We start from the raw sequence: 15,565 nt of genomic DNA, 5'->3' as shown, positions 1-15,565 counted from the left end.
TCTGCCACAAGGGATCCCAAAAGGGAGAAGGGGCAGAGCTACGCCGGCAGCGCCCGTTTCTCCTTCTCCGGCCGCGCGCCCGCATCCCTCGGATGCGGCCCGATCGGCATGATCGCCGGAAACGGCGTTGCGCCGAAGGCAAAGGTCCATTTGTAGCCGGTGAGCTGGTCCTCCGGCGTGGTGTGCTGGTCGTGATGGGCAAGCAGCTTGGCGCGCTCGGCGAGCTCCTCGGCCTCGCGCCGCAGCATCTCCGCCGTTTGCGGCCGCATGCGCCTGGAAAAGCTGATGAAGGTCGCGCCCTGCTCCATGTGGCCGAGCGCCCAGCCGACAAAATTCTTGTTGGTCATCTCGAAATGCGGCTTCAGCGGTCCCTCGAAATCCCACTGGATCGGCGTGTCGACGAGCAGCCTTGCCGACAGGCCGCGCCCCAGCGCCACCAGCCCGAGCTCCTCGAGGTCGCGCAGGTAGAGGAACATCGAAGCTTCGCTCAGGCCTTGCGAGAGCATGATGCCTTCGGCCGTGAATTTCTCCGACAGCATGATGAAGACGAAGAGCAGCGCCGGCCGCGCCGCCAGGCGGCGCTCGATCTCCGGCCCGACGCGGTTGGCCGGGCCCGGTCCCCGGTTCATCGCGCCGAGCACGTTCTCCAGCTCGACATTGGCCGCGGCGCAGATCTCCATCAGCCGGTCGAGCTTGCAGTTCCGCTCATGGAAGATGCGCTTCACCGTCGGCTCGGAAACGCCCATGCGTTCGGCCAGCGTCCGGTAGGTCAGGCCCTTGGCCTTCAGCGTCCGTTTCAGCGCCTCGAAGATCGGACCGTTCATGGAATGCGCCTCGTTCATTCGATTTGGTATCGAAGAACGATACTAGTCTTGTTCCGGCTTCCGGAAAAGTATCGAAAATACTAGCTCTCCGCCGTCATTGCAGGAGAGCACCCATGAAACGTCTCATCGCCTCAACCGTCGTCGCAACGATCGCCGTGTCTGTCGCGCAGGCCGGCGAACTCTGGCGCGCCACCGGCTTCGAGCAGCCGGAATCCGCGCTTGTCGATGCCGCCCGCAACCGCATCGTCGTCTCCAACATTGCCGGCAATCCCGGCGACGCGGACGGCAATGGCTACTTGTCGCTTCTGTCTATGGACGGCAAGGTCATCGCCCGCCACTGGGTGGACGGCATGGATGCGCCCAAGGGCATGGCGATCGCCAGCGGCAGGCTCTACGCCGCCGACATCACCAAGGTGCGCGTCGTCGACCTCGCCAGCGGCAAACTGGTCGAAACCATCGATGTACCGGGCGCCGTGTTTCTCAACGACATGACGCAGGACAGCGCCGGCAAGGTCTATGTCAGCGACATGCTGGCCGACACGATCTACCGCATCGACGGCGACAGGCCGGAATTGTTCGTCAAGGACGCGCTGCTCGCCTCGCCCAATGGCGTGTTCGCCGATGGCGGCAGGCTGATCGTCGCGTCCTGGGGCAAGGGCATCAACAAGACCGATTTCAGCACGGCCGAGCCGGGTGGCTTGCTGTCGGTCGACCTCGCCACGAAGGAGATCACGCCGCTGCCGGGCGCGCAAAAATTCGCCGACCTCGACGGTGTCATCGCCATGGGCGACACCATCTACGCCACCGCCTACATGACCGGCACGCTTTACAGCTACGAAACAGGCGGCGCGCCGGAAGCGGTGGCGCACTTCAAGCCCGGCAGCGCCGACATCGGCACCGACGGCAAAAAGATCTTCGTGCCGCTGATGGGCGAAGGCGAGGTCGTGGCGCTGTCACTGGATTGAGCACGTCGCGGCGGAGAAGCATTGCAACGCCGGCGGGACAGCGTTTCGCATCTCGGCACTGCAGCGGCGAGGCGAGTTTTTCGCCTCGCCGATCGGGATTGGACCGTCATATCGACGGCGCTGCCATCTGGTTTGGCCGCTTGCTCCGTACTATCCGGCTCCCATCCGTCACATGAGCGAAGCCGTGAAGACATCCAGCCTGACCGGCGCCGTTTCGCCGATGATCCCCGTGCTCATATGCGCGCTGGCGATCTTCCTGCTCTCCGGCATGGATGCGGCAATGAAGTCCCTGGCCCTCGCGGTCGGCGTCTATAACACGCTGCTGTGGCGCAGCCTGGTTGCCACGTTGGTCGCGGGCGCCGCCTGGTCGGCGGGGTCGCGCTCGAAGCCGAGCCTTCCGGTGCTGGGCCTGCATGCCCTGCGCGCCGCGATTGTCGGCATCGTCCTGGTCTTGTTCTTCTGGGGTCTGGCGAGGCTGCCGCTCGCCGAGGCGATCGGGCTCAGCTTCGTCGCGCCGCTGTTTGCGCTTTTGCTTGCGGCATTGTTGCTGGGCGAACGCATAAGGCGGCAGGCAATCTGGGCATCGCTGGCCGGCATGGCGGGCGTCGCGATCATGCTGGCCGGCAAATTCGGGGCGGCGAGCCATTCGCAAGATGCCCTGCTTGGCACGGCCGCGGTGCTCGCATCGACGGTGTTCTACGCCTACAATCTGATCCTCTCGAGGCAACAGGCGCTGCTGGCCAGGCCGGTCGAGATCATGCTGTTCCAGAACCTCTTCGTCGCGATCATCCTCGGTCTCGCGGCACCCTGGCTCGCGGTTGCGCTGCCGAGCGATCTCTGGCTTCCCTTGGGCGCGGTGGCGCTGCTGTCGCTCGCCGGGCAATTTTTGATGAGCTGGTCCTACGCCCGTGCCGAGGCGCAATATCTGATTCCGACCGAATACTCGGCCTTCATCTGGGCGATCGCGCTTGGCTGGTTCTTTTTCGGCGAGACGGTGGCCTGGACCACGCTGACGGGGGCATGCCTCATCGTCGCCGGCTGCCTGATCGCCGCGCGCGCCAATCCGAAGCTTGCCGAGCCGATCGAAGCGGCGATGTGAGAGAGCGCGGCATCGGTCGGTAAATCCGGCCGCAACGGCGCCGATTCTTTCGCACCGCCGCGGTGGCGGCTCAGCCCTGCGGGTTCTGCGCCGCGGTAGTCTTGAGGCGCACGCCCCTGCCGCCGCGCTCGCTGGCCTGGTTCTCGCCGATCAGCTCCACGCCGACCTCGTCGAGCGCCTGGATGACCTTCATCAGCGTGTCGACCACGCCCCGGACCACGCCGTCGCTTGCTTCCATGCGCTGGATCGTCGGCAGCGAGACGCCGGCGCGCTCGGCGAGCGTCTTCTGGTCGATGCCGGTCAACGCCCGCGCGGCGCGCATCTGTGCGGCAGTGATCATCGGCCTGAACCCGTCTTTTGAAGCTGCAGGAGATGTATATTGCAGATATTACAATGTCTCAAGCATCATTTTATATGCCTCAGCCATCGATCAGTCGCTGTCGGCCACTACTTTGCGTCGCTGCAGCAGGCGCGCCGCAAGCCAGCACAGCATGGCCCATGCGAAGCCCGCGCACCAGCCGGCAAGCACGTCGGACGGCCAGTGCACGCCAAGATAGACGCGACTGGCGCCGATCAGCACCGTGGTGAGCACGGCAAGGCCGAGCACGAAGACTTTCGTCCTGCGATCCGGCAGGAAGCGGGCCGCCAGCGAGCCGAGGGTCAGATAGGTCACCGCCGACAGCATCGCGTGACCGCTGGGAAACGAGAGCGAAGTCTCGGTGACGAGATGCGAGACGAGATCGGGGCGCGGCCGGTCGACCTCGAATTTGAGCAGGCTGGAAAGCACTTGCCCGCCCGCCACGGCCGCGAACATGAACAGAGCGGTCAGGGGTCTGCGGAGCAAGAGCAGATAGACGATCGTCGCCGTCGTGATCAGCGCCAGCACGGCGGTGCTGCCCAGCGCGGTGACGTCGCGCACCGCGCCTTCGAGCCAGGGTGGACCGATCGGACTGTCCGGCTGCCCTGCATGGCGGAAGGCAAGCAGGATTTCCGTATCGAAGGCATGTGGCGTGGTGGCGCGCGCCACCTCGATGAGCTCCACCAGGCCCCATAGACCGCCGGCGATCGCCAGCCCGGCCAGCAGCACCGGGAATTCCAACTTGTTGAGCAGCGCGTCGGCGGTCGATTTCATTCGGGCCCTTGGGTCCAGCTACAGCCGTTGCATATAGGGCCCGAGCGTGATCAGCGCGACGGCGGCGATCGCCAGCACCATGCCGGTCGCCTGCAAGGCGTTTAGCCGTTCGCCGAAGAAGGCGAGCGCCACGGCATTGACCGAGACGAGCTGGATGACCGCCGACAGGCTGAACGACACCGACATGCCGAACTCGCGCACCAGCCGCAGCATGATCAGATTGCCGGCCGTGTAGAGCGCCAGGGTCAAAAGAAGCTTGGCCAGGCTCGGCGCCATCCCCCAATGCTTGGCCGCCATCGCCGCCAGCAGGAACATCACCGTCGAAATGCCGAGCTGCGCCAGTCCCCAGAAACTCACCTTGTCGTCCCCTTCTTGAAGCGCCGTCGCCACGCCGGCCGCAGCCTTTGTTTCCGAAGCGGGCGAAACCGTCAAGCTGCGTGGTGGAGGATAGGGCGAAGGCCGCGGCAAGCCCTTTCTCCCCGTATAGTGTAGAAAGGGAATCGACATCGACGACTTCGCCAATCACGGAGGGTATGTCGAAGGCATGTCACGAAAATGTGATCGGCGCGCTTTAGGGGTCGAAAGGTCAAAATCCCAGCCACCTCAAGAAGCCAGAGGAATCCCATGACCGTGACCCCTGAGACCCGCTTCCGCACCAGTCAGCTCGAAGAAAATGACGGCCCGCCCGTCAATCCGACCGACAACCGCACCATGGGCGAGATCGTCGCCGCGCGTTTCTCGCGCCGCGGCTTTCTCATGGGCTCGCTGGCCGTCTCGGCCATTGCCGCCACCGTCAGCCCGCTGGCGCTGATCGCCGCCGACGAGGCGCGCGCCGCCGAGGCTTCGGCTTTCAAGTTCGACGAGCTAGAGGCCGGCATCGACGACAAGCACCATGTCGCGCCGGGCTATGACGCCGACGTGCTGTTGCGCTGGGGCGATCCGTTGTTCGCCGACTCGCCCGCGTTCGATCCGGCAAAACAGTCGGCCGAAGCCCAGGCCAGGCAGTTCGGCTACAACAACGACTATGTCGGCTATATCCCGATCGACGGCTCCGCCGAGCACGGCTTGCTGGTCGTCAATCACGAATACACCAACCCGCATCTGATGTTCCCCGGCATCGTCTCGATCGTCGAGAAGGACGGCAAGAAGGCCGCCGAGGTGGCGCCGCTTTCGAAGGAGCAGGTCGATGTCGAGATGGCCGCGCATGGCGGCACGATCGTCGAGATCCGCAAGCAGGGCGGCAAGTGGCAGGTCGTGCGCGACGGCAAGCTCAACCGCCGCATCACCTCCAACACCGAGATGGCGCTGTCCGGCCCGGTCGCCGGCCATGATCGCGTCAAGACCAATGCCGATCCGTCCGGCGCCAAGGTCATCGGCACCGTCAACAACTGCGCCGGCGGCGTCACGCCCTGGGGCACCTATGTGATGGCCGAGGAGAACATCCACGGCTATTTCTCGGGCGAATTGCCGGAGAGCCACAGGGAAGCCGCCAATTACAAGCGCCTCGGCATCCCCGAAGGCGCCTATGAGTGGGGCGCGCATTATGATCGCTTCAACCTTGCCAAGGAGCCGAATGAGCCCAATCGCTTCGGCTGGATCGTCGAGGTCGATGTCAACGATCCGGCTTCGGTGCCGAGGAAGCGCACCGCCATGGGCCGTTTCAAGCATGAGGGCGCCGAATCGATCGTCGCCAGGGATGGCCGCGTCGTCTTCTATCTCGGCGACGACGAACGCTTCGACTACGTCTACAAATTCGTCACCGCCGGCAAGTTCAATCCCGATGACCGCGCGGCCAACATGAACCTGCTCGACGACGGCACGCTGCATGTGGCGAAGTTCGCCGAGGACGGCTCGGTCGAATGGATGCCGATCGTGTTCGGGCAGGGCCCGCTGACTGCCGAGAACGGTTTTGCGTCCCAGGCCGACGTGCTCATCGAGACGCGGCGCGCCGCCGACCTGCTCGGCGCCACCAAGATGGACCGGCCGGAGGACATCCAGCCGAATGCCGGCAACGGCAAGGTCTATGTCATGCTGACCAACAACACCAAGCGCAAGGCCGAGCAAGTCGACGCCGCCAATCCGCGCGCCGGCAACGCCTTCGGCCACATCATCGAGATCGTCGAGGACGGCGGCGACTTCGCCGCCACCAAGGGCAAATGGGAAGTGCTGCTGAAATGCGGCGATCCGTCGGTGGCTGATGTCGGCGCCACCTTCTCCACCGCGACCACCGCCCATGGCTGGTTCGGCATGCCGGACAATTGCGCCGTCGATTCGGCCGGGCGCCTGTGGGTCGCCACCGACGGCCAGGGCCCGAAGGCCACTGGCCGCACCGACGGCCTGTGGGCGGTCGACACCGAAGGCCCGGCGCGCGCGACTTCAAAACTGTTCTTCCGCGTGCCGATCGGCGCCGAAATGTGCGGCCCGCTCTTCGCGCCGGACGACCAGACGGCTTTCGTCGCCGTCCAGCATCCGGGCGACGGCGGCGAGGACTGGGAAGGCTTTGGCCGCCCGTCCTATTACGAGGACTCGTCGACCCGCTGGCCGGACTTCAAGCCGGACATGCCGGTGCGGCCGTCCGTCGTTGCGATTACGAAGCAGGGCGGCGGCAAGATCGCGATGTGACCTCGAGAGGGAGGATTTCGATCGATCCGAAATCCTCCCCCTTCCGTCATCCGGCGCGTTGAAGCATTGCCATGTTCATCCTGTTCCTCAGGCGGAAGCCGATCGACTCGTAAAGCCGATCGCCACCGCATTGCTGTCACAGGCGTGCAGGTACGCAACCTCGCCGCGTGCCGAACGGGCCGGGCTTGGTGAGAGACGCGAGCAAGCAGCGCCACGCTGCCCGTCACGCCCGGTTGCGCGACGCCGAGGGATTGCGCCAAAGCCGACGCGCGCATGGCGCGTTTCGCGCGGCGATGGACGATACTGGCCGCTTTCGGACGTTTGCCCTTCATTCGCCGCCAATTGCATCCTATATCGCGCTGGCGCGACGTGGCCGGCAGCGGTCGCCAGCGATTCGCGACCTGAGGGCGGCAGGTCATCCATTCTTGGCACGCGGAGCTCATGGCGCCCCTGCGCATCTATTTCGACAGGCTTCTCGACGCCGTGGCGCCCAAGGTTCCGCGGCGCGAGTTGACGGATGCCGAGCGCCTGGCGCTGGTGCGCCGCCATGGCGATTTCTCGCTCGCCTATTCCACGGCCGTGCAGAAGAAACTGTCCTATTTCAGCGATGGCGACGGCTATATCGCCTTCGGCACCAAGATGAGCCGTCATTTCGCCCTGGGCGATCCGGTCGCCGACCCGGCCGACCGCACGGCCTATATCAAGCGCTTCGTCGAGGCCGCCGGCGGCCCGTGGTTCGTCCAGGTCGGCGCCGACACCGCCAAGGTGCTGGCCGGCCTCGGCTACCGGGTCAATCGCCTCGGCGTCGACACCAGGCTGCTTTTGCCGGCGCATGATTTTTCCGGCAAGCGCAACGAAACCGTGCGCTATTCCGAACGCTGGCTGACGAAGAAGGGTTTTATCCTCGCCGAGGACAGGGGCGACGGGCTGCAGGAGGAGATCATTCAGCTTTCCGCCGACTGGCGAAAGGAGCGCATCATCAAGCGCTGGGAGATGGGTTTCCTCAACCGTCGCTTCGCCGAAGAGCTCGGCGCCGACATGCGCCGCTTCATGCTGCACAGCCCGGAGGGCCGGCTTCTCGCCATCCTCGATTTCGACCCGCTGTTTCGCGACGGCAAGGTCATCGGCTACACCACCTCCTTCAAGCGCAAGCAGGTCGACGCGACGCCGCATGCCGAAATCGGCTTGACCAAATTCGCCGTCGATCGCTTTCGCGAGGAGGGCATCTCTGAGGTGACGCTCGGCCTCTCGCCGCTGCTCGACATCGAACCCAGCGGTTTTGCCGAATCGGGCTTCTGGCGCGGCGCCTTCCAGCGCGCCTACAACTCGCCCTGGGTCAACCGCTCGCGCTTCAACCTGCAGGGCCAGGCGGCCTTCAAGCGCCGCTTCCATGGCGTCGAGGAGCCGACCTACATCGCCTTCCGCAAAGGGACTTTCGTGGAAATGCTGGGGCTGCTGCGCCTGCTGAAGGCGATTTGAAGGAGGCTCTGTTTTCCTCGCCCCCACTTCGTGGGGCGAGGAACTGAAAGTCCGTCAGTTCCTCAACCGGTAGCCCGTCTTGAAGATCCACGCCACGATCGCGATGCAGATGGCCAGGAACATCAGCGTCATGCCGAGGCTGACGCCGACCGAGACGTCAGCCTTGCCGTAAAAACTCCAGCGGAACCCGCTGATCAGGTAGACGACCGGATTGAACAGCGTGATCGTCTTCCAGATGCCCGGCAGCATGTGGATCGAATAGAAGCTGCCGCCGAGGAAGGTGAGCGGCGTGACGATGAGCAGCGGCACCAGCTGCAGCTGCTCGAAGGTCTTTGCCCAGATGCCGATGATGAAGCCGAACAGGCTGAAAGTCACCGCCGTCAGCACCAGGAAGGCGATCATCCAGAACGGATGCTCGATCCTGAGCGGCACGAACAGTGCCGCGGTGGCCAGGATGATCAGGCCGAGGATGATCGACTTGGTCGCGGCGCCCCCGACATAGGCGATGATGATCTCCAGATAGGAGACTGGGGCCGACAAAAGCTCGTAGATCGAGCCGACGAATTTCGGGAAATAGATGGCGAAGGAGGCGTTGGAGATCGATTGCGTCAGCAGCGACAGCATCATCAGGCCCGGCACGATGAAGGCGCCGTAGGCGATGCCGTCGATCTCGTTGATGCGCGAGCCGATGGCCGAGCCGAAGACGACGAAATAGAGCGATGTCGAGATGACCGGCGAGATGATGCTCTGCAGCACCGTGCGGAAGGCGCGCGCCATCTCCACCCGGTAGATCGCCCATACCGCACGAAAATTAGGGGCCGCGCGCAGGTTCATGGCTCTTGCCTCAGAAGATTGACGAAGATCTCTTCGAGCGAGCTGTTCTTGGTGTCGAGATCGCGGAACTGGATGCCGGCCGCCTCGAGGTCACGGATCAGCGAGGCGACGCCCGGACGGTCGCTCTGGTTGTCATAGGTGTAGGTGAGCTGGTTGCCGTCGTCCGACAGCTCCAATGAATAGTGGGAAAGCCCGTCCGGAACGGCGGCAAGCGGCGCGCGCAGCTCCAGTTTCATCTGCTTGCGACCGAGCTTGCGCATCAGCTCGGCCTTGCCTTCGACCAGGATGATCTCGCCCTTGTTGATGACGCCGACCCGGTCGGCCATCGCCTCGGCCTCTTCGATGTAATGCGTGGTGAGGATGATGGTGACGCCGTCCTCGCGCAGGCGCCTGACCATCGCCCACATGTCCTGGCGCAGTTCGACGTCGACGCCGGCGGTCGGCTCGTCGAGGAATAGCACGCGCGGCTCGTGCGACAGCGCCTTGGCGATCATCAGCCGGCGCTTCATGCCGCCGGACAGCGTGATCGCTTTCGAATCCTTCTTGTCCCACAGCGAGAGGTCGCGCAGCACTTTCTCGACGAAGGCCGCGTTGGGCGCCTTGCCGAACAGGCCGCGGCTGTAGTTCACCGTCGCCCAGACCGTCTCGAAGGCGTCGATGGTCAGCTCCTGCGGCACCAGCCCGATCAGGCTGCGCGCCGCGCGGTAGTCCCGGCCGATGTCGTGGCCGTCGACGCTGACGCTGCCCGACGAGCGGTTGACGATGCCGCAGACGATCGAGATCAGCGTCGTCTTGCCGGCGCCGTTCGGCCCGAGCAGCGCGAAGATCTCGCCGCGCTCGATGTCGAGATTGATTTCCTTCAGCGCCTTGAAGCCGGTGGCATAGGTTTTCGTGACACCGGAGATCGAGATGATGGATGACATGCTGAAATACGGCCGGCTGGAAAAGGTGACCTGATATAGGTCGGATGCCGCCCGGTGCAACCGTGAATCGACGCCGTTCCTGACAACTCTCGACAGTGAGGAGGTTCTTTCTCCCCGTGAAACGGGGGAAAGGACTAAACCTGCTGCGTCCAGAACGCGATCTCCTGCGCCTTGGTCCTGAGCTCGGTCTTCAGCCATTGATCGTCGTCGTCGAGGTAGCTCCACGGCGTCCTGCCCTGCGCCCGCATCTCGCGGATGTAGGAGCGGTAGCGGTAGTGGCTGTAGACGGACATTGCATAGGTGGCATAGGCGGCGGCAAGCTTCCTGTGGCCGCGCACGATCACCAGGTTCTCGTCGTTCTTCTCGCTCGCCGGCGCCGAGAAATTGTGGCTGCCGGTCACCACCACGCAGTCGTCTGAATGCGGGTCGGTCACCAGGATCTTCGAATGCACGATGGCGTGGCCGATCTGCGACAGGAAGCTGCGCCGGTTGACCTCGGCGATCCATGGCCCGAGCGGCGCGTCGAGGCCTTGCGGCTGCGCCACCGCGTAGCGGTCGGGCGTGAATTTCCGGTCGCTGCTCACCAGGTCGATGTCGAGGAAATTCTGTTCGGTGCCGCCCTCGTCCGCGCTCAGCGTCGAGACCACGCCGCGGACATACATGCCCTTTTCCCTGGCGCGCTGGCCGGCCAGCGTGTGCAGCCCCTGCTTGCCCGGCGTGAACATCAGGAACAGCACGGCCTGCCTGGCCGAGCCGATGACGTCGCGCAGCGCCGCCATGTCGGCCCCGTCGGAGGTGCGGGTGAACCAGACGGTCGCCTTGGCGGTACCCACCGTGAAGGTTTTCGGCGCGTTGTTGTCCGCCATCAGCGCCGGCGTGAAATTGGCCGGGTCGGTCTTCGGCGGCGAGGCGTCCTTGAGCAGGTCCCAATGCCGGCGATAATGCTCCGCCACCGCCGCGTCCTCGATCAGCAGGCCGTTGTTGACCTGCGTGCACAGGCCCGTCGTGCTCCAGTTGGTGCTGCCCGTCCACACCTTCTTCGGCTCGCCGTCTTGCGACACGGCGACGAACTTGTTGTGGCCGAGGCCTTTCGATTTCAGCATCCGGTCGATGGTCGCGATGCCGTGGTCGTTGAGGTTTTTGCGCGCCTCTTTGTTGCCGTCGCCGCTTTTGTCGGAGCCGTTGGCGAGGATGAGATTGAGCCGCGGCCCCAGCCCGATCAGCGCCGTCTCCAGCATCGCGTCGCCGAGCTCGTAGAGTGCCGCATGCAGTTCGTCGCCGGCGCCTTGTGTCAGCCCGACCATGCGCAGCCCGAGATCGCCTTCCAGGAAAGCGCGGAACTTTGCGTCGCCATTGGTCTGCAGGCTCCTCTTGAAGGCCGCCGGCGAGAGCTTGTTCTTGGCCATGTAGCGGGCGACGAATTGCGACAGCACCAGGCCGCGGTTGAAGTAGCAGGAAAAGCCGCCGCCGGCGTCGGTGGCGAGCGTGTGCCAGTCCGTCCAGTCGCTCGACACGCCCTTGGTCAGCGGCTTGCCAGGGCCGGCGCTCATCATCGCGGTCACCCGGTAGCGCACCACATTGCCGACATCGGCCGCGTGGTCGGTCCAGTTGAAGCGCTGGAACGGCCACACGTCCGACGGCCGGTGGTCGCCCGATTTCGGCTTGTCCTTGGTGAAGCCGACACGGTTCTCCACCGGCTCGATCTTCTCGGTGGCGCCGGCCTTGCGGCCGCGCTCCAGAAGGAAGCCCCGGCATCCGGCGATGAAGTCGCTGGGCGCCCAGGCGACGAAGGCGTCGTCGCCATTGGTGTAGACGGAGACTTTTATGTCGATGGCCATTTGTCGTTCCTCCCCATCTGTCGTTGTTCCCAAAGCGCGCGGCCGGCATGTCCGGCTCATCAATGCAGCCAACAAGAATCCGCCCCGGAAACAGGGTTCCGGATCAGTTGAAACAGAATATTCGAAAGGTGACGGCGATGATTATGCGGTGGCAGAAGATCGGATGTCAATGTTTTGCAGCGCCAAGTATAATTCTATGAACTGCTTCACATTGTATTCTGTTTGCCAGCAAAATAAAGGGCGGATGGTTTCGCCGACACTCCGCCCAAACCGGCTTGGGGTGGTTTCAGGAAAAGCGCGAGCGGCCAGGTTGCCGTTTGTCGGCGCGCAGGATTTTCACCGTTCCTTTCCGTGAAATCGACGCAAACGCTGGGGATTGGCTAAGGCCGCCTGTGCCTTCGTCATCCACGGGCGGAGCAAGGAGCGAAGCGACGCGCGCAGACCCGAGGATCCATTCCGTGACTTCCGAGCGCTGCTGCGGTGCAGAATTCTGCTCCGCTGCACCCTCTGATCAAGGTCACGGAATGGATTCCAGGGTCTCCGCGACGCCGCTTCGCGGCTGCTCCGCCCTGGAATGACGAGGTTCGGGCGGCGTCTGCCAATCGCCAAGGCATGTCACCTGCCGACGCAGACATACCTGACGGTCGAGATTCCCCTCTGTCAGGAAACCGGCCGGCCTTCCTCAGCTCTTGCTGGAGGCCAGCACCAGCACCGGCTTCTCGCTGTAGAGCTGCGGGAACAGCGCCTTCAGATTCTCGATCTTGGGCAGGTCGTTGTAGACGATGTAGGGATAGGTCGGGTTCAGCGTCAGGAAGTCCTGATGGTAATCCTCGGCCGGGTAGAAGGTCTTGCCGGTTTCGAGCGTGGTGACGATCGGCTTGCCGAACACCTTGGCCTTGTCGAGCTGGGCGATGTAGCTCGCGGCGACCTTCTTCTGCTCGTCATTCTCGGCGAAGATCGTCGAACGGTACTGCGTGCCTGAATCCGGCCCCTGGTAGTTCAACTGCGTCGGATTGTGCGCGACCGAGAAATAGACCTGCAGCAACTGGCCGTAGGTGACCTTCGCCGGGTCGTAGGTGATCTCGACGGATTCGGCGTGGCCCGTGCGGCCGGTGCCGACGACTTCATAGACGGCGTTTTCGGCGCTGCCGCCGGTATAGCCGGACACCGCCTTGCTCACGCCCTTGACGTGCTGGAACACCCCCTGCACGCCCCAGAAGCAGCCGCCGGCGAAGATCGCCTTCTCGGTGCCGCTCGCCGCCTTTTCGTCCATCGCCGGCGGCGGGATCACCACCGCGTCCTCGGCCGAGCGGGCCGGTGTCTGCCAGAAGGTCGCGGCAGCCGCCGTCAGGATGATCGCCGCGAACGCGCTCTTGACGAAACTCGCCGGTCGGCTCCCGGCCGTTTTCCGAATGTCGGTCATGTCAAATCTCCCATGCCTGTTGGTACGACTATACGATATATGGTGCCGCCGGCGGCGCACATTGCCGTGCGCCGGTCAAATCCAATCATCCGACATGCCGGGCGGCAGCCTCGATGAGGTTGGCGATCTCATGCGGATGAGAAATCAGCGACAAATGGCTTGCCTTCACTTCTATGGTCTTTGCGTTCATGCGCTTGGCCATGAAGCGCTCGAGATCCGGGTTGATCGTGCGATCCTCGGTCGAGACGGCGTACCAGCTTGGCTTCGAGCGCCAGGCCGCTTGCGTCGTCTTTCCGGAGAATAGCTGGTCCGAGATCGGTGCCTGCACGGCATAAAGGATGCGCGCCTTCTCGCTAGGAAGATCGCCGGCGAAATCTCGCAGGAAAGCCTCTTCTCCGAGCTTGCCATAGCCTCCGGACCAGACAAGGCCGGCGGAGGCGGGCGGCGCCGCAAAAGTCTTGGCGAGCGCCGTGTAGTCTTCGCCGGCATCCGGTGCACGCGCCGCGACATAGACCAGCGACGTAACCTTCGAATCCACGCCTGCCTCGGTGATGATCATGCCGGCAAAGGAGTGCGCGACAAGGATCGTCGGTCCATCCTGGAGCGCGATCGCGCGGCGCGTCGCCTCGACGCCCGCCTCCAGGGTGGTCAGCGGGTGTTGGACGGCGGTTGCGTTGAAGCCGGCCTTCTGAAGAACCCCGATCACCTCCGACCAGCACGAGCCATCTGCATAGGCGCCGTGGACCAGGATGACATTGCGAACCTTGGAGCCCGTTTGCGCTCGCGCCTTGTCGGTGCCGGCCAACAGCGTCGTTGCCATTCCAGCGGCGAGTGCGGCGGAGAAAGTACGTCTGTTCAACATGATGGTGGGCTCCTTGCGAGGGTCGCAAACTTGGCAATTCCAGAAAAGCGTGCAGCGGCTTTCCGTCCGGAATTGTGTACAAAACAACTGGCTCTCGCGCCGCGAGAGAACAGCCTTGGCGCGCCCCCGTCTGCCGACGCGCCGAGGCTGCAAAGACCGGACCTATTGAGCCGGAGCCATGGCGTCCGCCGGCTTCATCGCATCCGCCGGCTTCATGGCATCCGTGGCCGGTTTCATGGCGTCGGTGGTAGCCGGCTTCATCGCTTCGGTGCTCATCGCGTCGGGCTTCATGGCATCGGCGGGCTTCATGGCGTCAGCCGGTTTCATGGCGTCAGCCGCCGGCTTCATCGCGTCGGTCGCCATCGCGTTGGCGGGCTTCATCGCGTTGGTCGCGTCGTCGGCGCGGGCGCCGGCGACGAAGACGGCAGCGGAAAGCGCGAGGGCCAGCGCCGGCAGGGTCAGGTATTTGGTCATGATAGTCTCCTTGGTTTTGGCGCGCGGAAGCGGGCCGGGTTATGCGTTGCCGCTGTCATGCGGCCCCGCGCGTAGGGGAAAAAGATCAGTTGGCGGCCGCGGCCAGGATCGGGCCGCCGCCTGGCGCCTGCACCAGCACCGCGGTGTTCAAGCCGCCGGCGGCCGCCGGCAGCGGCAGCGTGGTGGCCTCGCCGGTCCAGCTGCCGAGCTTCGTCAGCGCATGCACGACATTGGCGTGCGGCAGGGTGCGGCCGGTGTTCTCGCCGCGCGCCACCGGCACCTCGACGACGCCTCTCGTGTAACGCACCAGCCAGATGTCGGCGCCGCCGCCCGGCGCCTTGCCGGCGCCGATGCTGACCTTGGCCTGCCCAAGCGAAAGCTCCGGACCCTGGGTGTGGCCGCCCTTGGCGATCAGGCTCTGGATCTCGCCGGGCGCCGCGCCCACGCCGTCGCGTCTGCCGTTCACCACCACTTGCGGCGTGAACGGTCCGTCCCGGCCGAGCGACGGCTCGTAGGTCACCTGGCGATCGGTGAATTCCTTGCGGCCGAACGTGTCCTTCCAGCCGAGATAGTCCCAGTAGGTGACGTTGAACGACAGCGCCAGCACGCCCGGCTGGTCCTTGACCTTGATCAGGTTGGCGTTGGCCGGCGGGCAGGACGAGCAGCCCTGGCTGGTGAACAGCTCGACCACGGTCAGCGGCTGTGCCGAAGCGGCGCCGAGCGTGGCGGCGAGCATCGCCCCGGCGAGCAGGCCGGTCCTTGTCTTCAATCCGATCATGGGGAAGCAGTCTCCGTTGCGGCGGGTCATGCTCCCATTTCGCGACGGCGCAGGGCTTCGTTACAGCTTCACCGGTTTGTGATTGGGGTGCCTCAGTGCGGAACGTTGGAGGGACAGCACCCCCCTCTGCCCTGCCGGGCATCTCCCCCGCAAGGGGGGAGATCAGATGTCGCGCAGGCCTTCGCCAATCTCCCAGGTCGAAAGGGAGATGCCGGCGGCGGAACAGCCAATCTCCCCCCTTGCGGGGGAGATGGCCGGCAGGCCAGAGGGGGGTGTGAAGGATCGCGACGCTTGGATCCGTCTCAGATGCGC

General features: G+C 64.6%; 16 protein-coding genes. 5 read left to right on the top strand and 11 right to left on the bottom strand.

Translation table 11 applies throughout. The annotated features are described in order from the left end of the window. Nucleotides 1–38: 38 nt before the first annotated feature. Complete coding sequence (locus tag FJ430_RS03920) at nt 39–824, bottom strand: helix-turn-helix domain-containing protein (RefSeq protein ID WP_140709387.1); 786 nt, start codon at nt 822–824, stop codon at nt 39–41. A gap of 113 nt (nt 825–937) precedes the next feature. Here FJ430_RS03920 and FJ430_RS03915 point away from each other — a divergent pair, with 113 nt between their 5' ends. Together FJ430_RS03915 and FJ430_RS03910 are read left to right on the top strand one after the other, a co-directional pair. Then, on the top strand, nt 938–1,789 hold the full coding sequence (locus tag FJ430_RS03915; RefSeq protein WP_140709385.1) for an SMP-30/gluconolactonase/LRE family protein: 852 nt from the start codon (nt 938–940) through the stop codon (nt 1,787–1,789). Nucleotides 1,790–1,961: 172 nt separating this feature from the next. Further along, complete coding sequence (locus FJ430_RS03910) at nt 1,962–2,888, top strand: DMT family transporter (protein WP_140709381.1); 927 nt, start codon at nt 1,962–1,964, stop codon at nt 2,886–2,888. A 70-nt stretch (nt 2,889–2,958) separates the two neighbouring features. Here the strand turns inward: FJ430_RS03910 and FJ430_RS03905 are convergent, their stop codons facing one another. The 3 genes from FJ430_RS03905 to FJ430_RS03895 all read right to left on the bottom strand — a co-directional run bounded on the left by FJ430_RS03905 (nt 2,959) and on the right by FJ430_RS03895 (nt 4,377). After that, nucleotides 2,959–3,228, bottom strand: a complete 270-nt coding sequence (locus tag FJ430_RS03905) for a helix-turn-helix domain-containing protein (RefSeq protein ID WP_140645899.1) — start codon at nt 3,226–3,228, stop codon at nt 2,959–2,961. Nucleotides 3,229–3,318: 90 nt separating this feature from the next. Beyond that, nucleotides 3,319–4,020 (bottom strand): phosphatase PAP2 family protein, encoded by a 702-nt coding sequence (locus tag FJ430_RS03900; protein ID WP_140709373.1) that lies wholly within the window; start codon nt 4,018–4,020, stop codon nt 3,319–3,321. 18 nt (nt 4,021–4,038) lie between these two features. Continuing rightward, nucleotides 4,039–4,377, bottom strand: a complete 339-nt coding sequence (locus FJ430_RS03895) for a hypothetical protein (RefSeq protein ID WP_140709366.1) — start codon at nt 4,375–4,377, stop codon at nt 4,039–4,041. Nucleotides 4,378–4,644: 267 nt separating this feature from the next. Here FJ430_RS03895 and FJ430_RS03890 point away from each other — a divergent pair, with 267 nt between their 5' ends. Then, entirely contained in the window at nt 4,645–6,642 is a 1,998-nt protein-coding gene (locus tag FJ430_RS03890; protein ID WP_140709359.1) for a PhoX family protein, read from the top strand. Between the two features lie 441 nt (nt 6,643–7,083). Then, entirely contained in the window at nt 7,084–8,121 is a 1,038-nt protein-coding gene (locus FJ430_RS03885) for a phosphatidylglycerol lysyltransferase domain-containing protein (RefSeq protein WP_140709351.1), read from the top strand. 54 nt (nt 8,122–8,175) lie between these two features. Here the strand turns inward: FJ430_RS03885 and FJ430_RS03880 are convergent, their stop codons facing one another. The 3 genes from FJ430_RS03880 to FJ430_RS03870 form a co-directional block, all read right to left on the bottom strand. Next, entirely contained in the window at nt 8,176–8,955 is a 780-nt protein-coding gene (locus FJ430_RS03880) for an ABC transporter permease (protein WP_140709343.1), read from the bottom strand. Beyond that, nucleotides 8,952–9,878, bottom strand: coding sequence for an ABC transporter ATP-binding protein (locus FJ430_RS03875; RefSeq protein WP_140709341.1), 927 nt, complete (start codon nt 9,876–9,878; stop codon nt 8,952–8,954). Before FJ430_RS03875 ends, FJ430_RS03880 begins: the two co-directional genes overlap by 4 nt. Nucleotides 9,879–10,012: 134 nt before the next feature. After that, complete coding sequence (locus FJ430_RS03870) at nt 10,013–11,716, bottom strand: phospholipase D-like domain-containing protein (RefSeq protein WP_181175542.1); 1,704 nt, start codon at nt 11,714–11,716, stop codon at nt 10,013–10,015. Between FJ430_RS03870 and FJ430_RS03865 the strand changes: the two genes are divergently transcribed. Next, the gene (locus FJ430_RS03865; protein ID WP_181175541.1) at nt 11,703–12,071 is read left to right on the top strand and encodes a hypothetical protein; all 369 of its coding nucleotides are present in this window, start codon (nt 11,703–11,705) and stop codon (nt 12,069–12,071) included. The two genes, FJ430_RS03870 and FJ430_RS03865, sit on opposite strands and share 14 nt — an antisense overlap. Before the next feature lie 327 nt (nt 12,072–12,398). Here FJ430_RS03865 and msrA read toward each other — a convergent pair whose 3' ends face one another. The 4 genes from msrA to FJ430_RS03845 form a co-directional block, all read right to left on the bottom strand. Next, nucleotides 12,399–13,139, bottom strand: a complete 741-nt coding sequence (msrA, locus tag FJ430_RS03860) for a peptide-methionine (S)-S-oxide reductase MsrA (protein WP_140709332.1) — start codon at nt 13,137–13,139, stop codon at nt 12,399–12,401. Between the two features lie 85 nt (nt 13,140–13,224). Continuing rightward, complete coding sequence (locus tag FJ430_RS03855; protein WP_140709438.1) at nt 13,225–14,004, bottom strand: alpha/beta fold hydrolase; 780 nt, start codon at nt 14,002–14,004, stop codon at nt 13,225–13,227. Between the two features lie 159 nt (nt 14,005–14,163). Next, entirely contained in the window at nt 14,164–14,475 is a 312-nt protein-coding gene (locus FJ430_RS03850; RefSeq protein ID WP_140709324.1) for a hypothetical protein, read from the bottom strand. An 85-nt stretch (nt 14,476–14,560) separates the two neighbouring features. Then, nucleotides 14,561–15,253, bottom strand: a complete 693-nt coding sequence (locus FJ430_RS03845) for a DUF1223 domain-containing protein (RefSeq protein WP_140709317.1) — start codon at nt 15,251–15,253, stop codon at nt 14,561–14,563. Nucleotides 15,254–15,565: the final 312 nt, after the last annotated feature.

Origin of the sequence: Mesorhizobium sp. B2-8-5, assembly GCF_006440675.2 — a bacterium.
GTDB lineage: Bacteria > Pseudomonadota > Alphaproteobacteria > Rhizobiales > Rhizobiaceae > Mesorhizobium.
This window is presented reverse-complemented; position numbering and strand designations above follow the sequence as displayed.

Coding starts and splice junctions, on each gene's coding strand:
- FJ430_RS03850 (WP_140709324.1), bottom strand. CDS start 14,475: ATGACCAAATACCTGACCCTGCCGGCGCTGGCCCTCGCGCTTTCCGCT.
- FJ430_RS03915 (WP_140709385.1), top strand. CDS start 938: ATGAAACGTCTCATCGCCTCAACCGTCGTCGCAACGATCGCCGTGTCT.
- FJ430_RS03920 (WP_140709387.1), bottom strand. CDS start 824: ATGAACGGTCCGATCTTCGAGGCGCTGAAACGGACGCTGAAGGCCAAG.
- FJ430_RS03910 (WP_140709381.1), top strand. CDS start 1,962: ATGAGCGAAGCCGTGAAGACATCCAGCCTGACCGGCGCCGTTTCGCCG.
- FJ430_RS03900 (WP_140709373.1), bottom strand. CDS start 4,020: ATGAAATCGACCGCCGACGCGCTGCTCAACAAGTTGGAATTCCCGGTG.
- FJ430_RS03875 (WP_140709341.1), bottom strand. CDS start 9,878: ATGTCATCCATCATCTCGATCTCCGGTGTCACGAAAACCTATGCCACC.
- FJ430_RS03880 (WP_140709343.1), bottom strand. CDS start 8,955: ATGAACCTGCGCGCGGCCCCTAATTTTCGTGCGGTATGGGCGATCTAC.
- FJ430_RS03845 (WP_140709317.1), bottom strand. CDS start 15,253: ATGATCGGATTGAAGACAAGGACCGGCCTGCTCGCCGGGGCGATGCTC.
- FJ430_RS03870 (WP_181175542.1), bottom strand. CDS start 11,716: ATGGCCATCGACATAAAAGTCTCCGTCTACACCAATGGCGACGACGCC.
- FJ430_RS03890 (WP_140709359.1), top strand. CDS start 4,645: ATGACCGTGACCCCTGAGACCCGCTTCCGCACCAGTCAGCTCGAAGAA.
- FJ430_RS03865 (WP_181175541.1), top strand. CDS start 11,703: ATGTCGATGGCCATTTGTCGTTCCTCCCCATCTGTCGTTGTTCCCAAA.
- FJ430_RS03905 (WP_140645899.1), bottom strand. CDS start 3,228: ATGATCACTGCCGCACAGATGCGCGCCGCGCGGGCGTTGACCGGCATC.
- msrA (WP_140709332.1), bottom strand. CDS start 13,139: ATGACCGACATTCGGAAAACGGCCGGGAGCCGACCGGCGAGTTTCGTC.
- FJ430_RS03885 (WP_140709351.1), top strand. CDS start 7,084: ATGGCGCCCCTGCGCATCTATTTCGACAGGCTTCTCGACGCCGTGGCG.